The sequence below is a fragment of the Pandoraea bronchicola genome (assembly GCF_902459805.1).
In the GTDB taxonomy this organism is placed as follows: Bacteria; Pseudomonadota; Gammaproteobacteria; order Burkholderiales; family Burkholderiaceae; genus Pandoraea; species Pandoraea bronchicola.
The window spans coordinates 20,486-41,225 of the sequence record NZ_CABPST010000021.1 but is presented as its reverse complement, the minus strand read 5'-3'; the positions used below and the strand labels follow the sequence as shown (position 1 = coordinate 41,225).

The 20,740-nt window shown below is 61.4% G+C and carries 24 protein-coding genes and 1 tRNA gene; 21 read left to right on the top strand and 4 right to left on the bottom strand.

What is annotated here, in order from left to right; translation table 11 throughout:
* Window positions 1-103: 103 nt before the first annotated feature.
* The 18 genes from PBR20603_RS23730 to PBR20603_RS23650 all read left to right on the top strand — a co-directional run bounded on the left by PBR20603_RS23730 (window position 104) and on the right by PBR20603_RS23650 (window position 12,602).
* Entirely contained in the window at window positions 104-337 is a 234-nt protein-coding gene (locus PBR20603_RS23730) for a hypothetical protein (protein WP_150561908.1), read from the top strand.
* A 308-nt stretch (window positions 338-645) separates the two neighbouring features.
* On the top strand, window positions 646-861 hold the full coding sequence (locus PBR20603_RS23725) for a hypothetical protein (protein ID WP_150561907.1): 216 nt from the start codon (window positions 646-648) through the stop codon (window positions 859-861).
* Window positions 862-1,315: 454 nt separating this feature from the next.
* On the top strand, window positions 1,316-1,564 hold the full coding sequence (locus tag PBR20603_RS23720) for a hypothetical protein (RefSeq protein ID WP_150561906.1): 249 nt from the start codon (window positions 1,316-1,318) through the stop codon (window positions 1,562-1,564).
* A 134-nt stretch (window positions 1,565-1,698) separates the two neighbouring features.
* Window positions 1,699-1,833, top strand: a complete 135-nt coding sequence (locus tag PBR20603_RS24495) for a hypothetical protein (protein WP_281356114.1) — start codon at window positions 1,699-1,701, stop codon at window positions 1,831-1,833.
* Window positions 1,830-2,054, top strand: coding sequence for a hypothetical protein (locus PBR20603_RS23715; RefSeq protein WP_150561905.1), 225 nt, complete (start codon window positions 1,830-1,832; stop codon window positions 2,052-2,054). Before PBR20603_RS24495 ends, PBR20603_RS23715 begins: the two co-directional genes overlap by 4 nt.
* Before the next feature lie 32 nt (window positions 2,055-2,086).
* Window positions 2,087-2,995: a recombination-associated protein RdgC gene (locus tag PBR20603_RS23710; protein WP_150561904.1), complete on the top strand. Its 909-nt coding sequence runs from the start codon at window positions 2,087-2,089 to the stop codon at window positions 2,993-2,995.
* A 5-nt stretch (window positions 2,996-3,000) separates the two neighbouring features.
* The gene (locus PBR20603_RS23705; protein ID WP_150561903.1) at window positions 3,001-3,996 is read left to right on the top strand and encodes a hypothetical protein; all 996 of its coding nucleotides are present in this window, start codon (window positions 3,001-3,003) and stop codon (window positions 3,994-3,996) included.
* Entirely contained in the window at window positions 3,965-4,504 is a 540-nt protein-coding gene (locus PBR20603_RS23700) for a hypothetical protein (protein ID WP_150561902.1), read from the top strand. The genes PBR20603_RS23705 and PBR20603_RS23700 overlap by 32 nt, the downstream gene beginning before the upstream one ends.
* 107 nt (window positions 4,505-4,611) lie before the next feature.
* The gene (locus PBR20603_RS23695) at window positions 4,612-4,971 is read left to right on the top strand and encodes an Lcl C-terminal domain-containing protein (protein ID WP_150561901.1); all 360 of its coding nucleotides are present in this window, start codon (window positions 4,612-4,614) and stop codon (window positions 4,969-4,971) included.
* A 35-nt stretch (window positions 4,972-5,006) separates the two neighbouring features.
* Window positions 5,007-5,474 carry a DUF1566 domain-containing protein gene (locus tag PBR20603_RS23690; RefSeq protein WP_150561900.1) on the top strand — a complete coding sequence of 156 codons (468 nt, stop codon included), beginning with the start codon at window positions 5,007-5,009 and terminating at the stop codon, window positions 5,472-5,474.
* Between the two features lie 14 nt (window positions 5,475-5,488).
* Window positions 5,489-5,866: a four helix bundle protein gene (locus tag PBR20603_RS23685; RefSeq protein WP_150561899.1), complete on the top strand. Its 378-nt coding sequence runs from the start codon at window positions 5,489-5,491 to the stop codon at window positions 5,864-5,866.
* 352 nt (window positions 5,867-6,218) lie between these two features.
* The gene (locus tag PBR20603_RS23680; RefSeq protein ID WP_246174963.1) at window positions 6,219-7,208 is read left to right on the top strand and encodes an RNA-directed DNA polymerase; all 990 of its coding nucleotides are present in this window, start codon (window positions 6,219-6,221) and stop codon (window positions 7,206-7,208) included.
* Window positions 7,209-7,336: 128 nt separating this feature from the next.
* Window positions 7,337-8,353, top strand: a complete 1,017-nt coding sequence (locus PBR20603_RS24245) for a hypothetical protein (protein ID WP_174978044.1) — start codon at window positions 7,337-7,339, stop codon at window positions 8,351-8,353.
* Window positions 8,350-8,793 (top strand): ASCH domain-containing protein, encoded by a 444-nt coding sequence (locus tag PBR20603_RS23670; protein ID WP_150561898.1) that lies wholly within the window; start codon window positions 8,350-8,352, stop codon window positions 8,791-8,793. The genes PBR20603_RS24245 and PBR20603_RS23670 overlap by 4 nt, the downstream gene beginning before the upstream one ends.
* 35 nt (window positions 8,794-8,828) lie before the next feature.
* Complete coding sequence (locus tag PBR20603_RS23665) at window positions 8,829-9,275, top strand: class I SAM-dependent methyltransferase (protein WP_217426003.1); 447 nt, start codon at window positions 8,829-8,831, stop codon at window positions 9,273-9,275.
* 331 nt (window positions 9,276-9,606) lie between these two features.
* Window positions 9,607-10,944, top strand: coding sequence for a DNA cytosine methyltransferase (locus PBR20603_RS23660; RefSeq protein WP_217426002.1), 1,338 nt, complete (start codon window positions 9,607-9,609; stop codon window positions 10,942-10,944).
* Between the two features lie 357 nt (window positions 10,945-11,301).
* Complete coding sequence (locus PBR20603_RS23655) at window positions 11,302-11,541, top strand: DUF4224 domain-containing protein (RefSeq protein ID WP_150561896.1); 240 nt, start codon at window positions 11,302-11,304, stop codon at window positions 11,539-11,541.
* Window positions 11,538-12,602 carry a tyrosine-type recombinase/integrase gene (locus tag PBR20603_RS23650; RefSeq protein ID WP_150561895.1) on the top strand — a complete coding sequence of 355 codons (1,065 nt, stop codon included), beginning with the start codon at window positions 11,538-11,540 and terminating at the stop codon, window positions 12,600-12,602. The genes PBR20603_RS23655 and PBR20603_RS23650 overlap by 4 nt, the downstream gene beginning before the upstream one ends.
* Before the next feature lie 112 nt (window positions 12,603-12,714).
* Here PBR20603_RS23650 and PBR20603_RS23645 read toward each other — a convergent pair.
* Window positions 12,715-12,791, bottom strand: a tRNA-Pro gene (locus tag PBR20603_RS23645).
* A 179-nt stretch (window positions 12,792-12,970) separates the two neighbouring features.
* Between PBR20603_RS23645 and PBR20603_RS23640 the strand changes: the two genes are divergently transcribed.
* Together PBR20603_RS23640 and PBR20603_RS23635 are read left to right on the top strand one after the other, a co-directional pair.
* The gene (locus PBR20603_RS23640) at window positions 12,971-13,447 is read left to right on the top strand and encodes a SixA phosphatase family protein (RefSeq protein WP_150561894.1); all 477 of its coding nucleotides are present in this window, start codon (window positions 12,971-12,973) and stop codon (window positions 13,445-13,447) included.
* A gap of 186 nt (window positions 13,448-13,633) precedes the next feature.
* Window positions 13,634-14,461: a GNAT family N-acetyltransferase gene (locus PBR20603_RS23635; protein WP_150561910.1), complete on the top strand. Its 828-nt coding sequence runs from the start codon at window positions 13,634-13,636 to the stop codon at window positions 14,459-14,461.
* A 129-nt stretch (window positions 14,462-14,590) separates the two neighbouring features.
* Here PBR20603_RS23635 and ppx read toward each other — a convergent pair whose 3' ends face one another.
* Window positions 14,591-16,120, bottom strand: coding sequence for an exopolyphosphatase (gene ppx / locus PBR20603_RS23630; protein WP_150561893.1), 1,530 nt, complete (start codon window positions 16,118-16,120; stop codon window positions 14,591-14,593).
* Between the two features lie 152 nt (window positions 16,121-16,272).
* On the opposite strand from ppx, the gene ppk1 reads away from it, so the two are divergent.
* A complete protein-coding gene (gene ppk1 / locus PBR20603_RS23625; RefSeq protein ID WP_150561892.1) occupies window positions 16,273-18,387 on the top strand; it encodes a polyphosphate kinase 1 in 2,115 nt (704 codons plus the stop codon).
* A 198-nt stretch (window positions 18,388-18,585) separates the two neighbouring features.
* On the opposite strand, the gene phoR is transcribed toward ppk1, so the two are convergent.
* Together phoR and phoB are read right to left on the bottom strand one after the other, a co-directional pair.
* A complete protein-coding gene (gene phoR, locus PBR20603_RS23620; protein ID WP_150561891.1) occupies window positions 18,586-19,926 on the bottom strand; it encodes a phosphate regulon sensor histidine kinase PhoR in 1,341 nt (446 codons plus the stop codon).
* Window positions 19,927-20,018: 92 nt separating this feature from the next.
* Entirely contained in the window at window positions 20,019-20,720 is a 702-nt protein-coding gene (gene phoB / locus PBR20603_RS23615) for a phosphate regulon transcriptional regulator PhoB (RefSeq protein WP_010805263.1), read from the bottom strand.
* Window positions 20,721-20,740 lie beyond the last annotated feature (20 nt).

Here is a 20,740-nt window from a genome sequence, read left to right as displayed (position 1 = left end):
ACCACGACTGAACCGGACTCCTCCCCGGCGAGGGAACGCCCCCGATGATGCAGGCGTGACGGCCGCCAGAGTGCGGCACCCTTTCACTCTCTAGGAGCAGCAGATGGGCGTCGAAGAATTTAAGGACAAGGAAAGCCGCAAAAAGCACCTCGCGTCTCTGCCGAAGCTGTCCGAAGCGGAATGGCTTGATCGTTGCGCAGCACGCTTTCGCGAGCGCGGTGGCGTCGACTCGACAAACGCGCTCGAGATGGCGAAGGGCTGCCTCGAAATGCGCGATGACTTCCCGGACGATCCGGCGGGTGCCGCGGATGAGGACATGTCCTACTGGAACAACTGAGCATCACGCCCGCACCAGCGGGCGCCTTCAAGTGAGCAGATCCGCGTCGGCGCGGCGACGTTAAATAGCCCGTATCCCTCTTCCCCGATCTGATCAGGATCTCGGGTCTGCTCTCTTGAGGGTGAATGCGCAGGCTGATGCGCAATACGTGTGCGGCAAATCAGGTGACAGTCTCAACCGCTGCGACTGGTGGTCGCCTGATGAGCGAACAAGCGGCGCCGCATGCCGGAGATCAGCGCCGGCCACCCTCTTCACTTCCCTCCGCTAGCGCGCCTTTCGACTCGCGCGCCATTCCATAGGATAGACACATGGCAGCGACCAAAAAGGCGCTGGAGATCCAGCTCGCCAAGACTCAAGTGGTGGCCGAGATCAGAAGCCTCCGGGAACAGATTCTGTGGGCGTGCAGTCGCGTACCCGACTGGATTGCAACCGCCGATGCGACGAAATCCGCCGAGTGGCGCGACCGAGCAGAGTTTGAGTTTTCCCGTGTCTCTAACTTCCCATCTGTAAGTGGGGGGGGGTAACAGCCTGAACAAATTACGCGACATCCTCGCAAGTGATCGTAGTGCCCTCGGCCTCCTGCTCTAACGATGCCAATTCTCCTGATTTTGCTGCCGCTCCTCTGGGCGCGAGCGGCAGCTTACCCGCGCCTTGTCCGGCGAATCCGGGGGCGTATTCGACCCATCCCCAATGAGGCGGTGCCTATGGACTACGGCTAGTTGCGCTAAATGCGCCCACTTCATTTAGTGACCGCCCCAGTGCGGCACCGACGTTAGAGCCGGACGAAACGCGGCACGGGATCAAAGTTGCCCGATGGCTGGAGGAGTGCCCGCCCTCTTTACGCCAGATGACGGCGCCCAAAGTTGACAGGTAGTAGAGCGAGCCTGACCGCTCACAGGCCCATGGCGGACATGGTTAAAGCCGCATCGCCCCGGTGTTCTGCCGGGGCATCCGCCCCCCACTTAAATGAGGTTCCCCATGAGGCTCGTCGCGCTCGCGGCTTTGCTCGCCCTTCTCTCTGCATGCACAGACCCCGATGCGGCGCGGCGCGCTCTTGAGGGTGCCGGATACACCAACATTCACATCGACGGCTACAGCTTCTTTGGCTGCGGCGACAACGATGACTACTCCACCGCATTCACCGCGACCGGCCCGAGTGGAGTGCCGGTCGCGGGCGCCGTCTGCTCCGGCTTCCTGACCAAAGCCGCAACCATTCGTATCAACTGAGGAGGAAGGCATGTTCGCAACTGAGATTCGTCAGTACCAGACCGGCTGGAACGATGCCAAGTGCGGACGTCCTTGCCGATCCACCGCGCTCGCGTACCGCTCTGGGTACCGCGACGCAAGCATGTGAGGCGCGCATGTTCGACCGCATCCTGATCCGGACAGTCAACGGCGCCGACAAGTGGATCCGTACTCACCAGACCGCCGCTTGGACGATCTGGGGCGTTCTCGTCGTCGCATGCCTCTATGTGAGGTGGAAGCACGGCGTATGACGTCTGCCGCAAAACGAGCGGCTGCCGCCCGCGCGTGGAAAGAGCTGCGCCCGCTCATGAATCACCAGCCGTCCCGGCTTCCTCCCAAGCCAGGCTCGCCGCGCGCCCGTGAGGAGTTCGAAGCCAAGCAGGCGCGCCGCGATGCTCTCGAAAAACACGCGCCCATCCTGATGGCCGCCCTCGCTTTCTTCATCAAGGCCAACGCTCAAACCGACAAGTGAGCGCCGCCCACTCCAACGCAAGGAAACTGCCCATGTGGTTCAGAAACGCCCAAATTCATCGCATCGCGCCGTGGACTCCCACGCAAGAACAACTCCTCGACGCGCTGCTGACGCAGCATTTCCGCGATCCGACGAGCGCGGAACTTCAGACATGTGGCTGGACGGCGCCGTTTGAGGGCGGAGACTTCGCCCACTGTGTGAACCGGCAAATCCTGCTGACCTACCGCAGCGAGAAAAAGCTGCTACCCGGTTCCGTCGTCAATCAGGTCACGCGTGCCAAGGCTGCCGAACTCGAAGAGCAGCAAGGCTTCAAGCCGGGCCGCAAGCAGATGAAGGAACTCAAAGAGCAAGTGACCGACGAGTTGCTGCCGCGTGCGTTCGGCATCCGGCGCGATACCCGCGTGTGGATAGACCCCGTGAATCGCTGGCTCGTGATTGACACCGCATCGCCTGCCCGAGCAGACGAAGTGCGCCACCTGCTCTTCAAGACGCTTGATATCACTCTGCTGAATGTCGAACTGAACGAAGCGCCAGTTGCAGCGATGACCTCGTGGCTTGTCGCCAACGAAGCCCCCGGTGGCTTCACGGTTGATCAGGACGTTGAGCTGCGATCGAACATGAATGAAAAGGCCACCGTCCGATACTTGCACCACCCGCTCGACGGCGCAGACGTTCGTCAGCACATCGAGGCCGGCAAGCGCTGCACCAGCCTCGCCATGACGTGGAACGATCGAATCAGCTTCGTTCTCACTGATGCGTTCGTAATCAAGCGTATCACCCCGCTCGACATCCTCAAGGACGCCGCCGACCCAGCCGAGAGTGAGGCCGAGAAGTTCGACGCGGACTTCGTGCTGATGACCGGCGAACTGTCGCGACTCATCGCTGATCTGATCGAAGCGGTGGGCGGCGAGCGAGCCGATGAACGTCCGCTGCTCGGCTGACGGCCATGCCGACGCGCATCATCGTGGCGCTACTCGCTATCGCGGCAACCACCACGGCGGCGTGCCTCTCAATCCAGTCAGGTATGCAGCGTGGTGGCCTACCCGTTGAGCGGGCGCTGTGGGTCGCCGTCGGTGTCGTGCTGGTCATTGCCGCCCACCTTCTGCCCGCACTGTGCCGTCCGCTTGGCTGGCGCGTCCGTGCCGTCGGCGCCGTAATCTGGATCGGATGTGTCGCCGCGACCTGCTACGGACATGCCGTGTTCTTTCTGACCTCGGCACGCCACGCTGGCGAGATCCGCGCCGCATCTATTCCCTCCGTTACCCCGCGGGCGCGTGACCTGACCGCAATTGCCCGAGACCGGGCAGACGCGGTAGCGCGACTGGCCCGGGCGAATGCACGCCGTTGCACCGAGCCCTGCCCGAGTCTGACGGCTGAACGGACAGCACTTGCCGCAAAGCTGGAGGCGATCGACGTCGAGCATGCTGAAGCAGCTCGCGACCGGGCGGCTCAGGACCGGGCGGCGATTGACCGTGCCGCGGCGCAGTCCGATCCCGTTACCGGGCCGCTCTCTGCCTTCGGATGGTCAGCCAGTCGCGCCGACCTGTTCGCCGGCCTCGCTTTCGCACTGGTATTGGAGGCAGTCGCGTGCTTCGCGTGGCTGCTCGCGATACGCCCCGCCGCTGTGAAGAGGGCCGCTGAAACGCCCGCCCATCAAGGAAGTAACGCGGTAACGGTCACGCCAGTAGCGGCAGTAACGCAACCGAGTCACGACCAGATGCCGGCCGTGACCGCCCCACCAGAACCATTGACGGTGCCCGACGACGTGGCCCGGATCCTTGATGCGATTGCCGCCGGCGACGTGCGACCGACCGTCACCGAAATCCGCAAATACCTGGGCTGCTCCCAGACCCGCGCTGCGATCGTGCGGCGGTCAGTGGAGGCAGCGACAGCCCTGAAGGAGACCATGCATGCGAATCCCCATACCGGCGTTCATTGTTGACGCCATCATTGCCCGCGCTCAGCGCACGCCCTACTTCGACCTCAAGGGCTACATGCAGCGGTGGTGGGTCAAGAAGCCACGCGGCCACGATGCCAGCGCCGCAGAGGATGGCCGCCGAGATACCAGTTGGGGCGCTCGCGTGCATCGGACGATCCGTAGCGACGCAGGCCGCGATCTTCACGATCACCCCTGGTGGAACGTCTCAATTGTCCTGCGCGGCGGCTACTGGGAAATCATGCCCACCGAGCAGGAACAGCCCGCGCGCTTGGATTTCCGGCCAGAGACGACACTGTTGCGCGGCTACCGCCGAGTCTGGCGCGGTCCCGGCTCGATCGTTTTCCGGCGCGCGACCGACCGACACCGCCTCGAAATCCCTGAAGGCGGCGAAGCCTGGTCCCTTTTCATCATGGGGCCGTGGCAGCGCAACTGGGGATTTCATACGCCTCGCGGCTGGGTTCACTGGAACGAGTACCTCAAAAGGCCCGGCGACGACCAAAGCGTCGCCTGAGTGCATGCACCCATTACCCCGTGACTTTGGGCTGCTCGCACAGGGCCCGTCTTTTCTTCCGGCTATCGGCAGCCATTCAAATGCCGAATCTCACTCAGGAGAACTCCATGTCTCAGGTCGTAATCCCGCCTATCGCGGAAGGTCAAACTTATCTGTATGGCCGCGTGAACAAGAACGGCGACGTCGAGCACACCGTCCTTATTGCAGTGAACGATGACCGCCTTCCGCGTGAGGCGCAGCGGGAATGGGCCAAGAGTGTCGGCGGCGTCCTCTACAACCGTGTCGACGCTCTGATCATCTACAACGAACACCGCGATCTGGTGAAGCCCGAGGCCTACTGGACCGACGATGACGTGGAATGGGATTCCGCCTACGCCTGGTACCAGGACTTCAGCAACGGCATCCAGGGCAACCTCCTCAAGAGCGCCGCGCTCCGCGCGGTCGCCGTCAGCAGATTCATTGCTTGATTCATTCACTCACTTTCATTGACCAGAGGCCGGATATGACCGTCGTCACGTTGCAACACATTGAATCTGAAGTCGGGCGCATCAACGCTCTGCTGGAGCAGTTCAAGCAGCAGGCCGTTGCTACCGAATACGTCATCGAGCGCGCGGTGATTCCGATTCCGGCAGGCGCGCGCCTCGCTGGCCCGATCTTCAAGGATGACGGGACGCTTGACTACTACCTCATCCTTCATCCGCGCGAAGGCAGTGATCTCGATCATGCCAAGGCCCTCGAATACGTGGCGGACCGCGATCTCAAACTTCCGAACAAGCGCGAAGGGCGCCTCCTGCAGGCAGCATTTCCGGACTTCTGCGCCGAGGGAAGCATGTGGCTGGAGGAGGAATACGAGGGAAGTTCCGCCTACGCCTGGTGCCAGGACTGCAACGGCGGCAGCCAGAACTACGGCCGCAAGAGCGCCGCGCTCCGCGCGGTCGCCGTCAGCAGATTCATTCCTTCAGTAATTTAGTCATCTGATTCGCCATGGCCCTTCACACCGACCTCGACATTTACAAGACCGGTTATGAACTTCTGACCAAGGTAGCGGGGATCGTCAAGAATATGGAGCGTTCGTTTAAGCATCTCATCGGCGAAGACATCGTTGATGAGACGAAAAAGCTCCTGCTTTTGGTCTATCGGGCCAACGTGGCCGAGGACAAGATCCCGCACCTCACGTTATTGATCGAGCGCGTGAAGCTCGTCGAGATGCTGTTCATGCTCGCTTGGGATATGAAGGAGATCACCGACCGGCAGTATTGGGCGGTGATCAACCTGACCGGAAGCATCAGCAAGCAGACGATCAAGTGGAGGGAATGGGCCGCTAGTCGCCCGTCTCACGGAGGTTCTCGCCGCCGTGACTGAGCACCGATTTAATCTGGTCGTGCCGCTGGCTCACGAGGCCACCGCCATGCGCGATGAGGACACCGACCGCCGGAGTGCGGCACGGTCCGGCGCAGTTTCTCGACTGAGCAATCGGTCAAGCGACGTAGATAGCACGATGGGTCCGCCTACGCCTGGTACCAGAACTACAACAACGGCAACCAGAACAACAACCACAAGAGCGCCGCGCTCCGCGCGGTCGCCGTCAGCAGATTGGATCGAGCGGCAAGATGGATTCTCTGGCGAAGAACTCGTCGCGGCATATCGCGATTGTCGCCGCACGAAGCGTAATACCGCGAGCGCTCGTGCCTTTGAACGGGATCTCGCAAGAAATTTGACGCTGTTGCACGATGAGTTGGCCGACGGAAGTTACCGCCCCGGCCGATCGATTTGCTTCGTCATAACTCGCCCGAAGCCGCGCGAGGTGTGGGCAGCAGAATTTCGCGATCGCGTTGTGCATCACCTGCTCTACAACCGAATCGGCCCACGCTTCGAGCGGTCGTTTATCGCAGACTCGTGCGCCTGCATCAAAGGTCGTGGGACGCTTTATGCGGCGACCCGGCTCGAATCAAAGGTGCGGTCAGTCACTCAGAACTGGACGCTGCCTGCGCATTATTTGAAGTGCGATCTTGCCAACTTCTTCGTAGGGATCGACAAACTCGTTCTTCGTGAGCAACTGCTTGGGAAGGTGCCGGAGCCATTCTGGCGCGCACTCACCGACACGATCTTGATGCATGACCCGCGCACTGACTATGTCTACCGCGGGGAACCGTCAATGATGAATCTCGTTCCACGGCATAAGCGACTTCTGGAGCAAGAAAGCCACCTCGGGCTACCCATCGGGAACCTGTCGAGCCAGTTCTTCGCGAATGTCTACCTAGACGCGCTGGATCAGTTTGTGAAGCACCAGATCCGCGCGCCACGGTATGTTCGCTACGTCGATGACTTCGTCCTGCTGCATGAGTCTCCGCAGTGGCTGAACGAGGCCCACCGCCGGATCAACGAGTTTCTCCCATCGCGGCTTCACGCTCACCTGAATCCAACGAAAACGATTCTTCAACCGATTGATCGGGGGATCGATTTCGTCGGGCACTTCCTGAAGCCATGGAATCGCACGATACGGCCACGGACGCGTCGCCAAGCAGCAGCACGCCTGACCGAGATTGCCGCCGAAGACGTCTATCAGGCTACCAACAGCTATTTCGGCCTTCTGCGGCAGTCGCCGTCCAGTCACCGCCACCGAGCGGAAATCGCCAACATCGCCCGTCAGCGCGGCCATGCGGTCAGCGCCGCCCTCACGAAAGCCTACAGGAGCAAAGCATGAGCCCCTACGAACCCCGCCCCGAAGGGCTGAATACCGATCCTGCGCCGCCGTCGATTGTCGAGACGCTCGCGCCTGCCGACCTCAAGGCCGTGACGTTTGATGCGAGCCAGTGGCAACTGGTGCCGAAGGTGCCGACCGATGAAATGCGCGATGCCGGTAACGTCCATGTGCGCAACAGATCGGTACTTTACGACGCTTGGAAATCCATGCTCGCCGCCTCCCCCACGCCAGCCGCACAGAGCGCAGGGCAAGAGGCGGTGGCGTGGGCGGTTTATTCGGGTATCGGGGAGATGCGAAAGCACAGCGTGCATTCCGAAAAAGCCACCGCCGTCGAAGTCGCCTCAAGCATCAAGAGCAACACCGAAGTGCGCCCGCTCTACGCTGCGCCCGTGAATGGCGGCGAGCGCGCCGCAGATGCGCCGCAGGCGGACGTGAACATCGCCAAGAAGCGCGACGACGATCCCACGCACGAAGTGCTGCGCCAGATAGCCCGCGACGTTCGCAACACCGCAGGTGGGCCGTGCGACGAACCCCAGCCGTTTGACTATGTGCTCGGTGGTTGGCGGGCTGCATGCACCGCCCTCACGTCTCCCGCGAAGGTGGGCGGCGAATACGGCGACGCCTACCAAGGTGCGCGGGAAGATCTCGCCATCTGGAAGAAACGCGCTCTCGAAGCAGAGGAACTGAATCGCAGGTTCATTGCGGAAGTGAACGGCCCGACCCACATGGGAGAACCTGCGACCAATCTCCATCGCTTGATGAACGACCCTTTCGTCGCCGCAAAAGCATGGAGGGCATTGATTCGTCCCCATAACTCGCCGAACAACGTGAGCGAGCGCGAATTGTTCATGGCGTGGCAAATTCGGGAAAACGGATGGGATCATCAAGATTTCGCCATAGCCGACGGGCGCTACCAGCGCGTAGCAATTCAGGATGACTGGCATGTCTGGCAAGCCCGCGCCGCGCTGTCGGCGGATGGCGGGGATCGCGAGGATGCGGAGCTGTATCGGTTCCTGCGCGATCAGGCAGACCCGGACGACGGCCCCTTCGTTATGGACGCGTCCGGGAACGATTTGGGCACGGGCGAAAAACTGGACGCCGCCCTCCGCGCCGCCATTGCCGCCAAGGCGAAGGGGGATGCGTGAAAGCCCTATCTGTTCGCCAGCCGTGGGCATGGCTGATCGTCAACGGGTTCAAGGACATCGAGAACCGCACTTGGCGCACCGGTTTTCGCGGTCGCGTACTGGTGCACGCCAGCAAAGGCATGACCCGCGCAGAATACGAAGATGTGGAGGATTTCCTGCGATATGCCGTTGCAGGCCCGCGCATTACCCTCCCTGTCTTTGATGAACTCGATCGAGGCGGCATCGTAGGTGCTGCGACGATTATTGACTGCATTCCGCCGGAGCGGGCATCGTCGGCGTGGCACATGGAAGATCAGTTCGGCTTCGAGATTAGCGACGCCCGCACCATTCCGTTCGTGCCATGCAAAGGTGCTCTCGGGTTCTTCGATGTACCGCCAGATGTCGCGGCACAGCTCCGGGAAATCGCCGCCTCGCAGGCAGCGGAGGAGCGGAAATCGTGAGCCAGACGATCCTCGACCCGTGCTGCGGGAGCCGCATGTTCTGGTTCGATCCGAGTAACCAGCGCGTGCTCTTTGGCGATATCCGCGATGAGGAACACATGCTATGCGACGGGCGAGCGCTGAATATCAAGCCCGACGTGCAGATGGACTTTCGCGATATTCCCTTTGACGACGGCAGCTTCCGGCTCGTTGTGTTCGATCCGCCGCACCTGCGCCGAGCCGAGCATGTGAGCTGGCTTCGCGCCAAGTACGGGATTCTCTCGGACGACTGGCATGAAGACCTTCGGCGCGGCTTTGCCGAGTGCTTCCGGGTGCTAGATCACGAGGGAATCCTGATCTTCAAGTGGAACGAAGTGCAGATCAAGGTCAGCGAGATCCTCGCGCTGACTCCGCACGAACCGCTCTTTGGCCACAAGTCAGGAAAGCGCGCCGACACGCACTGGATTTGCTTTATGAAGCGCGTCGACGGTGCGGAGGCGTGATGCTCGCCTATTTGAATATCGCAACAGCAAGAGCGACAACCGAAACGGCCAACGCGATCCATGCGATCAAGTTCGACCGCTCGCTGCTTGCCGCCTGTCGTTCTGTTGCTACTGTCTGCCTCTCAGCGCGGTTGTCGGAGTCGGCCGCCCCAAGCCGGGCAAGGTACTGCTTTCCACGCTCACCTCGTCTGCCTGCAAGGCGCCCCGTGGAAACCATTTCGCGAAATTCAGGCAGGCCGCCCGGAAGGTTGGCGATGAAATCCCGTATTTCCTCGTCAGTCCGCAACTCGGACATGGTGGGCCCCCAATCGAATAGTCGAGGAATCCTAGCATGAGACAGAACGAGATCATTCTGGGCGACTGCCGGCCTCTGCGCTATCTGTCCGTCTGCTCGGGCATCGAAGCTGCGACGTGCGCATGGCATCCGCTCGGCTGGCAGCCGTGGGCGTTCTCAGAAATTGAGCGCTTCCCCGCTGCCGTGCTCGCACACCACTACCCTCACGTGCCCAACCTGGGCGACATGACCAAGTTCAAGGACTGGCCCGATGCAACTATCGATCTTCTCGTCGGCGGAACCCCGTGTCAGTCCTTCAGCGTCGCTGGACTCCGAAAGGGACTGGCAGATCCGCGTGGCAACCTCATGCTCACCTATCTTGCCATTGCTCGCCGATATGCTCCCCGCTGGCTGGTCTGGGAAAACGTCCCCGGCGTACTGTCATCGAACAAAGGGCGGGATTTTGGCACCTTCCTCGGGGGCTTGGCAGAACTCGGGTATGGGTTCGCCTACCGCGTTCTTGACGCTCAGTACGTCCGAGTGGAATCACACGCGCGAGCCGTTCCTCAGCGACGACGGCGTGTGTTCGTTGTCGGATATCTTGGAGACTGGCGACGTCCCGCAGCGGTACTTTTTGAGCGCGAAAGCATGCTCGGGTATCCTGCGCCGCGCCGCGAAGCGGGGCAAAGAGTTGCCGGCACCCTTACGCGTAACTCTCTTGACGGTAGCGGCGCAGGAGGCGGTGATGGGCGAGACGCCTTCATGATCCCGACCATTGCTCGAGCACTCACCACGAGTAATCAGAGAATCGATGCGGAGACGGAGACGTTGCTCGTTGCCGAACCTTACACGCTCGCGATTCGCGGGCGCGATGGCGAGCATCAGCTCGAATACCGTCAAGACGGTACAGCGAATGCCGTGCTAACGCCGAACGGTGGCCGCGCGGGAATCGGCGTCGGTGCCATCGCCTTTGACACCACTCAGATCACGAGCCCGGAGAACGGCAGCAATCCTCAACCGGGCGGCCCATGTCACCCACTGTCCGCGTCCGCACATCCTCCGGTCATCGCATTCGACTGCAAGGCGAGCGGGCGCAACGGGTTCGCCGTAGGCGATATCGCAGCGACGCAACGTTCGATGGGCCACGCCAACAGCCACACCAACGGCGGCGGCCATCAGGCAGTCATGGTCGGCTCGGCGGTGCGCCGCTTGACGCCGCGCGAGTGCGAGCGCCTTCAGGGCTTCCCGGACAATTACACGCTACTGCCCGGTACAAAGGCTCCAGATGGCCCGCGCTACAAGGCACTGGGCAACAGCATGGCTGTGAACGTGATGCGGTGGATCGGCGAGCGAATCCAGAGCGTCGAGAACATGGAAATCGAGAAGGCAGCATGACCACCCACCCGGCCACGGTAAAAAGAAGCCCACGGAATTGCGTGAGCTTGAATCCGGGTCGCCGGGGGCACGATTGGCTAGCGGTTAATTCAGGCTACGCACGTTATTGATGCCCATGACTAAGGAATACCCGACCAAACCAAACATGTGTTTGAGAAAAAATTGATAGAGCAAGCACCGCCGGCCACGGCCGAAGCACTGAAAGAGATTCTGCGGGTCACCGCGAGAGATTGGGGAATTTTGACGTGAGCGCCACCGGCGCACGATTGGATAGCGGGGACGCCCTTGTTAGCGCGTCCCCGTTTGCATTTTTGTATTCGCCTGCGGAGCGCCGCCGGCGCATGGGGGGAGTAGAAAATGAATAGCCGATTGATCAGTGACGCGGATCTGGTCGAGATCACGGGTAAGAAGCGCTGCTCGACTCAGGTTGCATGGTTCAAGCAGCAGTTCGGCATCGACGTCGTGACGCGTGCGAACGGTCACATCATCATGACCTGGGCAACATTCGAAGCACTCAGCGCGAAGAAAGCTGGCGTGCTCCCGTCGTCAGCGCCGCCCGCACGGCCGGCACTACACTCGGTGAGGCGGGCAGCATGAACGCGAGGCGCCGAAAAACTCCGGACGGGTTGCCAAGCCGTGTTTATGTGAAGCACGGTAGCTACTACTGGTTCAAGCCCGGCACCAATCGTTGGGTCAAGCTGTGCCGTGTCTGCAATGGCGAAACGGCAATGCTGGAGCGCCTAGCCAATGAGAAACGGAAAGCCGAATCCGCAACTGGTTCGGGCAACATTCCTGGCCTCGTCGACGACTATGTCGACCTGCATAAGAAGAAGCACAAGGAAAAGGCTTGGCCACACTACGCTGAGTATGTGAAATCATCGTTTCGAGACGTCGACGTCGATCAAGTTGATCCAGCCTATGTGGTCGAATTCCTGACGACGAATTGGGACGGCAAGCTGCACATGCAACGTGTAATGCGCGCGTTCCTTTCAGGCTTCTTCGCTTGGTGCATCCTCAAGCGCCACATGTCGGTAAATCCATGCCGAGAAGTGAAGCTCAAGAAGCCCAAGGCCCGCGACGTCTATATCTCCGACGGTCACTTCATCGCTATTCGAGAAGCGCTTGCCAAAGAAACGAGCGGCCGCGACGTGCGCAGCGGTGAGATGATGCAGTGCTTCGTCGATCTCTGCTACCTGACGATGCAGCGTTCAACCGACGTGAGAAATCTTCAGTGGGCTGACGTCGACCGCGACGCCAAGATCATCCACTTCCAACCATCGAAAACGGCAGACTCATCTGGTGAAGCCGTTGACTGGCCGATCACGCCGGAGATCGATGCGGTGCTTGAGCGCGCCCGCACTTTCGGAAAGGTGAAGGGCAAGCACGTCATTCACTCGCTCAGCGGAAAGCCCTACGGAGCCACAGCGGTCCGGAGTGCTTGGGATAGGGCATGCAAAAGAGCCGGACTTGACGAGGTCGTCTACACGGTCAAGGACATACGTGCAAAGGCGCTTACGGACGCGGAGAGGGCTGGGTACACGATGGAGCAGCTTCGGGTTGCAGCCGCACACTCAGATGTCAAAACGACCGAAATTTATCTGAAATCCAGGCTGACGCCGACGAGCGTGGTGCGGATGAATATGCCGAAAGCTGTATGAAATGCCAGCACTGTATAAGCACTGGATATTAGACGCAGTTAGACGGAATATTAGACAAACGAAAAACGCCCCGATGGGGCGCTCCGCAACTGCTTGTACTACAAGGGATTTTTGGTCGGAGCGATAGGATTCGAACCTACGACCCTCTGATCCCAAATCAGATGCGCTACCAGGCTGCGCTACGCTCCGACTAAAGAAGCGAGATTCTAGTGTGTTCTGCGCGCCGCGTCAAATGGTCACACACGGCGCAGGGCATTTTCCGGCGGCGGCTGGCACAATGAGCGCTTCGGGAATGCGTCACCCACGGTCACGCCACCGCCACGAAACCCCGCCATAGTGGGAGGTTCTCCATGTCCGAACCCGCGTCAATGAACCTGATTCTCTGGCGTCACGCCGACGCCGAAAACCTGCCAGCCCCCCTCGCCCTCAACGCCCAAGCCGATCTGGCTCGCGAACTTACCGACCGCGGCCGCAAACAGGCCGACAAAGCCGCCCAATGGCTGCGCTCCCGCCTGCCCGACGACGCCGTCATCCTCTCCAGCCCCGCGGTGCGTGCCGTCCAGACCGCGCAGGCACTCACCCCCGCCCCGCGTATCGTACGTGATCTCGCCCCCGGCGCGAACGCCATGACCCTGCTGGGCGCCATCGGCTGGCCCGGCACCAACCAGACCGTTGTCATCGTCGGCCACCAGCCTGCCCTTGGCCAACTCGCCGCCCTGCTGTTGAGCGGCCAGGAAGCCTACTGGACAATCAAGAAAGCGGGTATCTGGTGGCTCTCTTCACGTCGCCGCGAAGACGAAAGCCAGGTGGTCGTGCGAGCCGTCATCAATCCCGACCTTCTCTGAACAACCGCCAACATCATCACGAAACCTCCGCAAACCCGCATGGATCGGGCTTTGAAAGGCATCAAAAGCGGGACCTGACTCATGACATTTCCCGTTTTGTCATAGAATTGTCGCCCACCGTTCACGGAATCGACATCGATGCTTTTTAAAGTACGTCGCAACGCGACCGTCAAAAAAAGGGCCTTTATGCGCGACCTGCCGAACCCCACCATGCCGCTCTCTTCGCTGACCCCTACGTCGCGGAGGCGTCTTCCTCGCCCTGAAACGCCTGTCAAACCGAATCTGGCTGTGGCGTGGGCACGCGACGAAAGCGAGCTTCGGGAAGCCCAGCACCTGAGATACCGGGTCTTCGCAGAAGAAATGGGCGCGTCGGTCAAGGGCCCGGCAGGGCTGGATGTCGACGAATACGACCAATATTGCGACCACCTGATCGTGCGCGATCAGGACTCGCTCAAGGTCGTCGGCACCTACCGCGTATTACCCCCGTCTCAGGCCAAGCGCCTGGGTCGTCTGTACTCCGAAGGGGAATTCGATCTTTCGCGTCTCGACCATCTGCGCCCGAAGATGCTGGAGACCGGCCGCTCATGCGTGCATGCGGATTACCGCAATGGCGCCGTCATCATGGCCCTCTGGAGCGGTCTGGCCGAGTACATGCTGCGCAATGGCCTGGAGACGATGCTGGGTTGCGCCAGCGTGCCAATGGCCGATGGCGGCCACTATGCGGCCAGCCTCTATCGCAAGCTGCAGGACACCGCCATGGCCCCGGCGGAATACCACGCCGTGCCACGCATCGCCCTGCCGGTCGACGAGCTCACATCGACCCTCGAGGTCGAGCCGCCCGCGCTGGTCAAGGGTTACCTGCGCCTTGGTGCCCGCATCTGCGGCGCCCCAGCCTGGGACCCCGACTTCAATACCGCCGACTTCCTTACGCTGTTCCGCCTCGCCGACATGAACCCGCGCTATGCGCGCCATTTCCTCGGCCCGGACCTCGTGAACCAGCTCAAACAAGCCTGACAGGCACGCCCCCCCCCCCTCAAGTCCTTCTTCCGCGGAAAAGGACAAAAAAAGCCCGGCATCTGCCGGGCTTTGACTTTTTCCACTTCGCCGCCCCCTGATACAGAACGGATCGACAACCGTAACGCTTCAGGCGTAGACCACCTTGTAGCGCATGCCGATCTTCTCCCACTCCTGCGCCTCACGCTGCAGGCTGTAGTCGGTGAGCGGGTTGGCATCGATCCATACGCGCGGCACCGAGACCTGAAAGCCGTCGTCAAGCCCCTCAACCTCGATGCTATCGGGCAGCGCATCGGTACGGCGACGACAGAACAACACCGCCAGCCGCAAGCAGAAGAGCAACTGCCAATCGACCTGCTGCGCCTGTGACGCGAGCTTGCCCAGCTTGCCCACGTGCCCCAGCAACAACTCCGCCAGCCGCGCCTGATCGGGACGCGAAAAACCCGGCATGTCCGCGTTGCTGCCGATATACGCCGAATGCTTGTGATATGCGCTGTGCGAGATCGACAAACCCATCTCGTGCAACGACGACGCCCAGTTGAGCAACGCCTCACCTTCCTCGCGGCCCTCGTCCTGATCGTCTTCGCCGCCCTCGGCCACATCGACCGGCAACTGACGATACAGTGAAATCGCCAGATTCCCCACCCGCTCAGCCTGCGCACGATCCACGCCATAACGGCGCACGAACTGTTCGACGGTAACGGCGCGCATATCCTGATGTTGCGTACGTCCCAGCAGGTCATACATGACGCCAAGCCGCAACGCCGCGTCGGTCGTCTCCATATGATCGACTTCAAGCTCATTGAAGACGGACAGCATGATGGACAAACCGCCCGGCAGCACCGGAATGCGATCCTGCTTCAGTCCCGAGAGCTTGAGACGGTTGGCATTTTCGGCCTTGATGAGCGCCCGCTTGAGCCGCTCGAGCCCGCCGCGCGTGAGGCCATGGATCCCGCCATCGTTGAAGCCGTTGGCTTCAAGCAGTTCGGCCAACGCGCGTGCCGTACCCGACGAGCCGATTGCCTGCGACCAACCGGCCTCGCGATACGTCGCCGAAATGATCTGAATTTCGCGGCGAGCGGCGAGTTCGGCCTGCTTCATCGCATATTCATCGACATTACCGCTCGGGAAGAACAATCGGCTATGACTCACACAACCGATATACAAGCTCTCCATGACCAGCGGCTCGTAATCTTGCCCGATAATGAACTCCGTCGAGCCGCCGCCAATGTCCACCACCAGCCGGTTGCCCGGGCATGTGGGCACCGAATGCGCCGCACCGGCGTAAATCAGACGCGCCTCTTCCCGCCCGGCGATCACTTCGATGGGAAACCCGAGCGCGCGTTGCGCTTCTCCCAGAAAATCCTGCGCGTTCTTTGCGACCCGCAGCGTGTTCGTGGCGACCGCGCGTACCTGATCGGGATGAAATCCGCGCAACCGCTCTCCGAAACGCTTGAGCACCTCCCAGCCGCGCTGTTGCGACGGATGATCGAGATACTTCTCAGCGTTCAGGCCTGCCGCAAGCCGGACCGGCTCGCGCAGCGCATCGACCTGATAGATCTGCGTACCGGCGGACGTCTCCTCCACGCGGCCGATGATCAGGCGAAAACTGTTCGAGCCGAGATCGACGGCCGCTAGCAAGGGCGATGGGGTACTCATGTGAGAATGCGCCTGAGCGAAGAGTATCGGTGTGCACAATGCTTCACATTAAAAGCATGACGCGCACTCGACAAATAAATGACGAATAAGTTACAAATGGAATATGACACGTCGTTGACAAATGTGAATGTCATATAACTGTAACAATACGGATGAAGAATTCACGGCAATCCCATGTCTTTCGCACGTCTACTATGAATTACCCGCTGCTCAATCGCGAGCTGGGCATCCTTGCGTTTAACGAACGTGTGCTTGCCCAGGCGGCCGATCCGGCCACGCCACTGTTAGAGCGTCTGCGCTTCGTCTGTATCGTGAGTAGCAATCTGGATGAATTCTTCGAAATCCGCGTCGCCGGGCTGAAGGAGCAGATGCGCGAGAATCCGGGCATGCTCACGCCCGACGGCATGACGTTTCAGCAAGTTTACACGCAAGTCTGCGCCCGGGCACAAGCGCTGGTCGAAAAGCAGTACGCCATGTTCGACAGCCTGCTGCCACGCCTGGAAGCCGAGGGCATCGCCTTTCACCCCTCCGGCCAGTGGAACGACGCCCAGGTCGAATGGGCCCGCGACTACTTCCTGCGCGAACTCGTACCGGTGCTCACGCCCATCGGGCTCGATCCGGCCCATCCGTTCCCGCGTGTGCTCAACAAGAGCCTGAACTTCGCCGTCGAGCTGGAAGGCAAGGACGCCTTCGGCCGCGACGCCGAACTCGCCATCGTTCAGGCCCCGCGCGCCCTGCCCCGTCTGGTGCCCATGCCCGCGGCGCTCGCGCCCCTGCCCAACAGCTTCGTGCTGCTCAGCTCGCTCATGCTGCGCTTCGCCAGCGAGCTGTTCCCGGGACTCACGGCCAAAGGCTGCCACCAGTTCCGCGTCACACGCAACAGCGACCTGTTCGTTGACGAAGACGAAATCACCAACCTGCGCACCGCGTTGCAAGGTGAACTCCCGGCACGCCATCTCGGCGACGCGGTGCGCCTCGAAGTCGACGCCGGCACCCCGTCTCGCCTGGTGCGGCGCCTGCAGACCGAGTGCGGTCTGTCCGACTCGGACTGCTACCGCGTCAAGGGCCCCGTCAATCTTGTTCGCCTGATGCCGTTGCCCGAGATGGTCGACCGCCCGGACCTGAAGTTCGTGCCCTTTGTGCCCGCGCTGCCCAAGCGCATGAGCGCGTCGCCCGCGATTTTCGATCTCATCGATCAGGGCGACCTGCTGCTGCATCACCCCTACGACAGCTTCCAGCCCGTGCTCGAGCTGCTGTTGCAGGCGGCCCGCGACCCCGACGTCGTGGCGATCAAGCAGACGATCTACCGCACCGGCAACGAATCCTCGCTAATGGACGCCCTCATGGAAGCGGCGCGCAATGGCAAGGAAGTGACGGTCGTGGTGGAATTGCTCGCGCGCTTCGACGAGCAGACGAACATCAATTGGGCCGCGCGCCTCGAAGCCGTCGGCGCGCACGTCGTCTATGGTGTGGTCGGCCACAAGTGCCACGCGAAGATGCTCCTCGTGGTGCGTCGTACTCGCGTGGGCAAGAAGACGTTCCTCAAGCGTTACGTCCACCTCGGCACCGGCAACTATCACCCGCGCACGGCGCGTTTGTACACGGACTTCGGCCTGATGACCGCCGACGAGGCCCTGTGTGCCGATGTCCATGTCGTCTTCCAGCAACTGACGGGCATTGGCCGTCAGACCCACTTGCACGCGCTGTGGCAGTCGCCGTTCACCATGCACACGCATCTGCTCGAAGCGATCCGCCGCGAGACGGAAGCGGCGGTGGCGGGCAAGAAAGCACGCATCATCGCGAAAATGAACGCGTTGCTCGAGCCCACGATCATTGCCGAACTGTACAAAGCGTCGCGTGCCGGCGTGAAGATCGACCTGATCGTGCGTGGCGTATGCTCGCTGCGCGCCGGCGTGCCGGGGCTTTCGGAGAACATCACCGTTCGCTCGATTGTCGGCCGCTTTCTCGAGCACCATCGCATCTATTACTTCTATGCGAACGGCGACGAGCAAGTCATGCTTTCCAGTGCCGACTGGATGGAACGCAACTTTTTCCGTCGCGTGGAAGTCGCGTTTCCGGTGCGAGACAAGCGCCTGAAGGCCCGGGTGATTCGCGAGGGTCTGATGGTGCATCTGCGCGACAACACGGCCGCTTGGCTGATGCGTCCGGACGGCAGTTACGTGCGCCGCAAACCGGGCAAGACGCGGTTCAACAGCCAGATGGCGTTGATGCAGGAAGTGGCGCAGCACACGCTGACCGGCAACTGATCGGCCGGCTGCATGCGTCGTTTGTCAAAAAGAAGGGGCGAAAGCCCCTTCTTTGCATTAGATCGCGGGACACACGGCGCGCACGATCTCAAGCAGGCCCCAAGCAGGGCCTAAGCAGGCGCGAAGCAAAAAAAGGCGCTCGACCCCAAAGTCGAACGCCCTTTCGAACTTGCCGGAGATTCCGCCCGCCGTCTGCGCTTATTCGTTCACGGCCAGACCGGGATTGGCATCGATCGGTGCGCGATGCACCACGCGCGTCGGCGGGAAGTAGATAGCGAAGGTGCTGCCGCGCCCCTCCTCGCTCGTTATCCTCAGATCGGCCTGATGACGCGTGAGCACGTGCTTGACGATCGCGAGTCCAAGGCCGGTACCGCCCGTATCGCGGGACCGGCTGCGGTCGATGCGATAGAAGCGCTCCGTAAGCCGCGGAATGTGCTCTGCCGGAATGCCCAGGCCGGAGTCGATCACCATGAAGCGCGCGCCCCCATCGTCGGTTGCCGCCCACTCGATCTGAATCTTGCCGCCCTGCGGCGTATAGCGCACCGCATTGCTCACGAGGTTGCTGAACGCGCTGTGCAACTCGCCTTCGGAACCGCGCAGATCGAGCCCGTCGACTCCCGTCACTTCGATCACATGCTGGCCTTGCGAGAGCCCTTCGGCGTCGCTGCGAAGCGACCGCATCTGCATGCCCATGTCGATGCGGTCGTCCGACGGCGGCTTCGCGCTGCCCTCGAGCTTCGCAAGCGTGAGCAGATCGTTCACGATGTTCTGCATGCGCGACGCCTGCTGGCGCATGATCTCGACATAGCGCTGGATCTCGTCGGGCGAGAGCGGCAGTTCGCCAACTGTCTCCAGGAACCCGGAGAGCACCGTGAGCGGCGTCTTGAGTTCGTGCGAGACATTCGCCACGAAGTCCCGGCGCATTGCGTCGGTCCGCTCGAGATCGGTCACGTCGAGCGAGATGATCAGCTTGCGATTGTCGCCGTACGGGAACACCTGCATGGAGAGCACGTTGTTGCGCTTCTCGCCCATGTGATGCATGAGCAGCGCCTCGTCGTAGCGCTCCGAGGACAGGTAGTGCACAAAAGCCGGCGTGCGCAGGAGATGAGTGATCTGTTGACGCAAATCTCGCTTGGCATCGATGCCGAAGTGCAGCTCGGCGATCGCATTGCACCACTCGATCTGATTGTGTTCGTCGAGCATGATCACGCCGTTCGGCGATGCCTGGATCGCCTGAATGAAACGCGCGTGCTGTTGTTCCACCTGCTTGACCTGGTTATGCCAGCGTTTGGCCAGCTTGTGCAGCCGATAGTAGATTTCGCCCCACAGCCCGAGAGCGCTCGGCACTTCGCCGTAGACCGGGGCGTCGAGCAGACGCCAGAGGCGCTGGGCGTGGTAGACGTTGAACAGGAGCTGCGTCACCAGCAGGACAAGGGCGGTGATGTAGCCTGCGCTCGCTCCCAGGAACCAGCCGACGGCCACCGAAATGGCCGCTTGCAGGATCAGGAACGCCAGCGCACGGGCCCAAATGATATTCATAGACGATGCACAGAAGGATTGCCGCCCGCCACCCATCGGGGTAGGAGCGGCTTTGGCACGGCAGGTCTCGGCTGCAGACGAGACGCGATGCCTCAGACCGACTTCGTCAGGCGGTAGCCGCTGCCGCGTACGGTCTCGATCATAGCATCGTGTCCCGCCGGCTTTAGCGCGGCGCGCAGACGCTTGATGTGCACATCCACCGTGCGCTCTTCCACGAACACGTGATCGCCCCACACCTGATCCAGAAGCTGCGAGCGGCTATGCACGCGCTCCGGGTGCGTCATGAAGAAGTGCAGCAGACGGAATTCCGTCGGCCCCAGATCCAGCTTGATGTCGCCGCTCGACTGGTGGCTTGTCACACGATGCGTGGCCGGATCGAGCTTCAGGCCGTTCACGCTGACCACGTCCTCGGTCAACTGCGGCGCACGGCGGCGCAACACCGCCTTGATACGCGCCATCAGTTCTTTCGGCGAGAACGGTTTGGTCACGTAATCGTCCGCGCCGATCTCGAGGCCCATCACCTTGTCCTGCTCTTCGCTGCGCGCGGTGAGCATGATGATCGGCACATGCTTGGTGCGCTCGTTCGCGCGCAGCTCACGCGCGAACGTCACGCCCGACTTGCCCGGCAGCATCCAGTCGAGCAGCACGAGATCCGGCAGGACGTCACTAATCAGCGTGAGCGCCTGCTCCGCGTTGTATGCCCGGATCGGGTAGTGACCCGCGTGTTGCAGATTGACGGAGATCAACTCGGAAATCGCCGGTTCGTCTTCTACGATCAGAATGCTGCTAGGCATCGGTTCCCTCTCAAACCTTC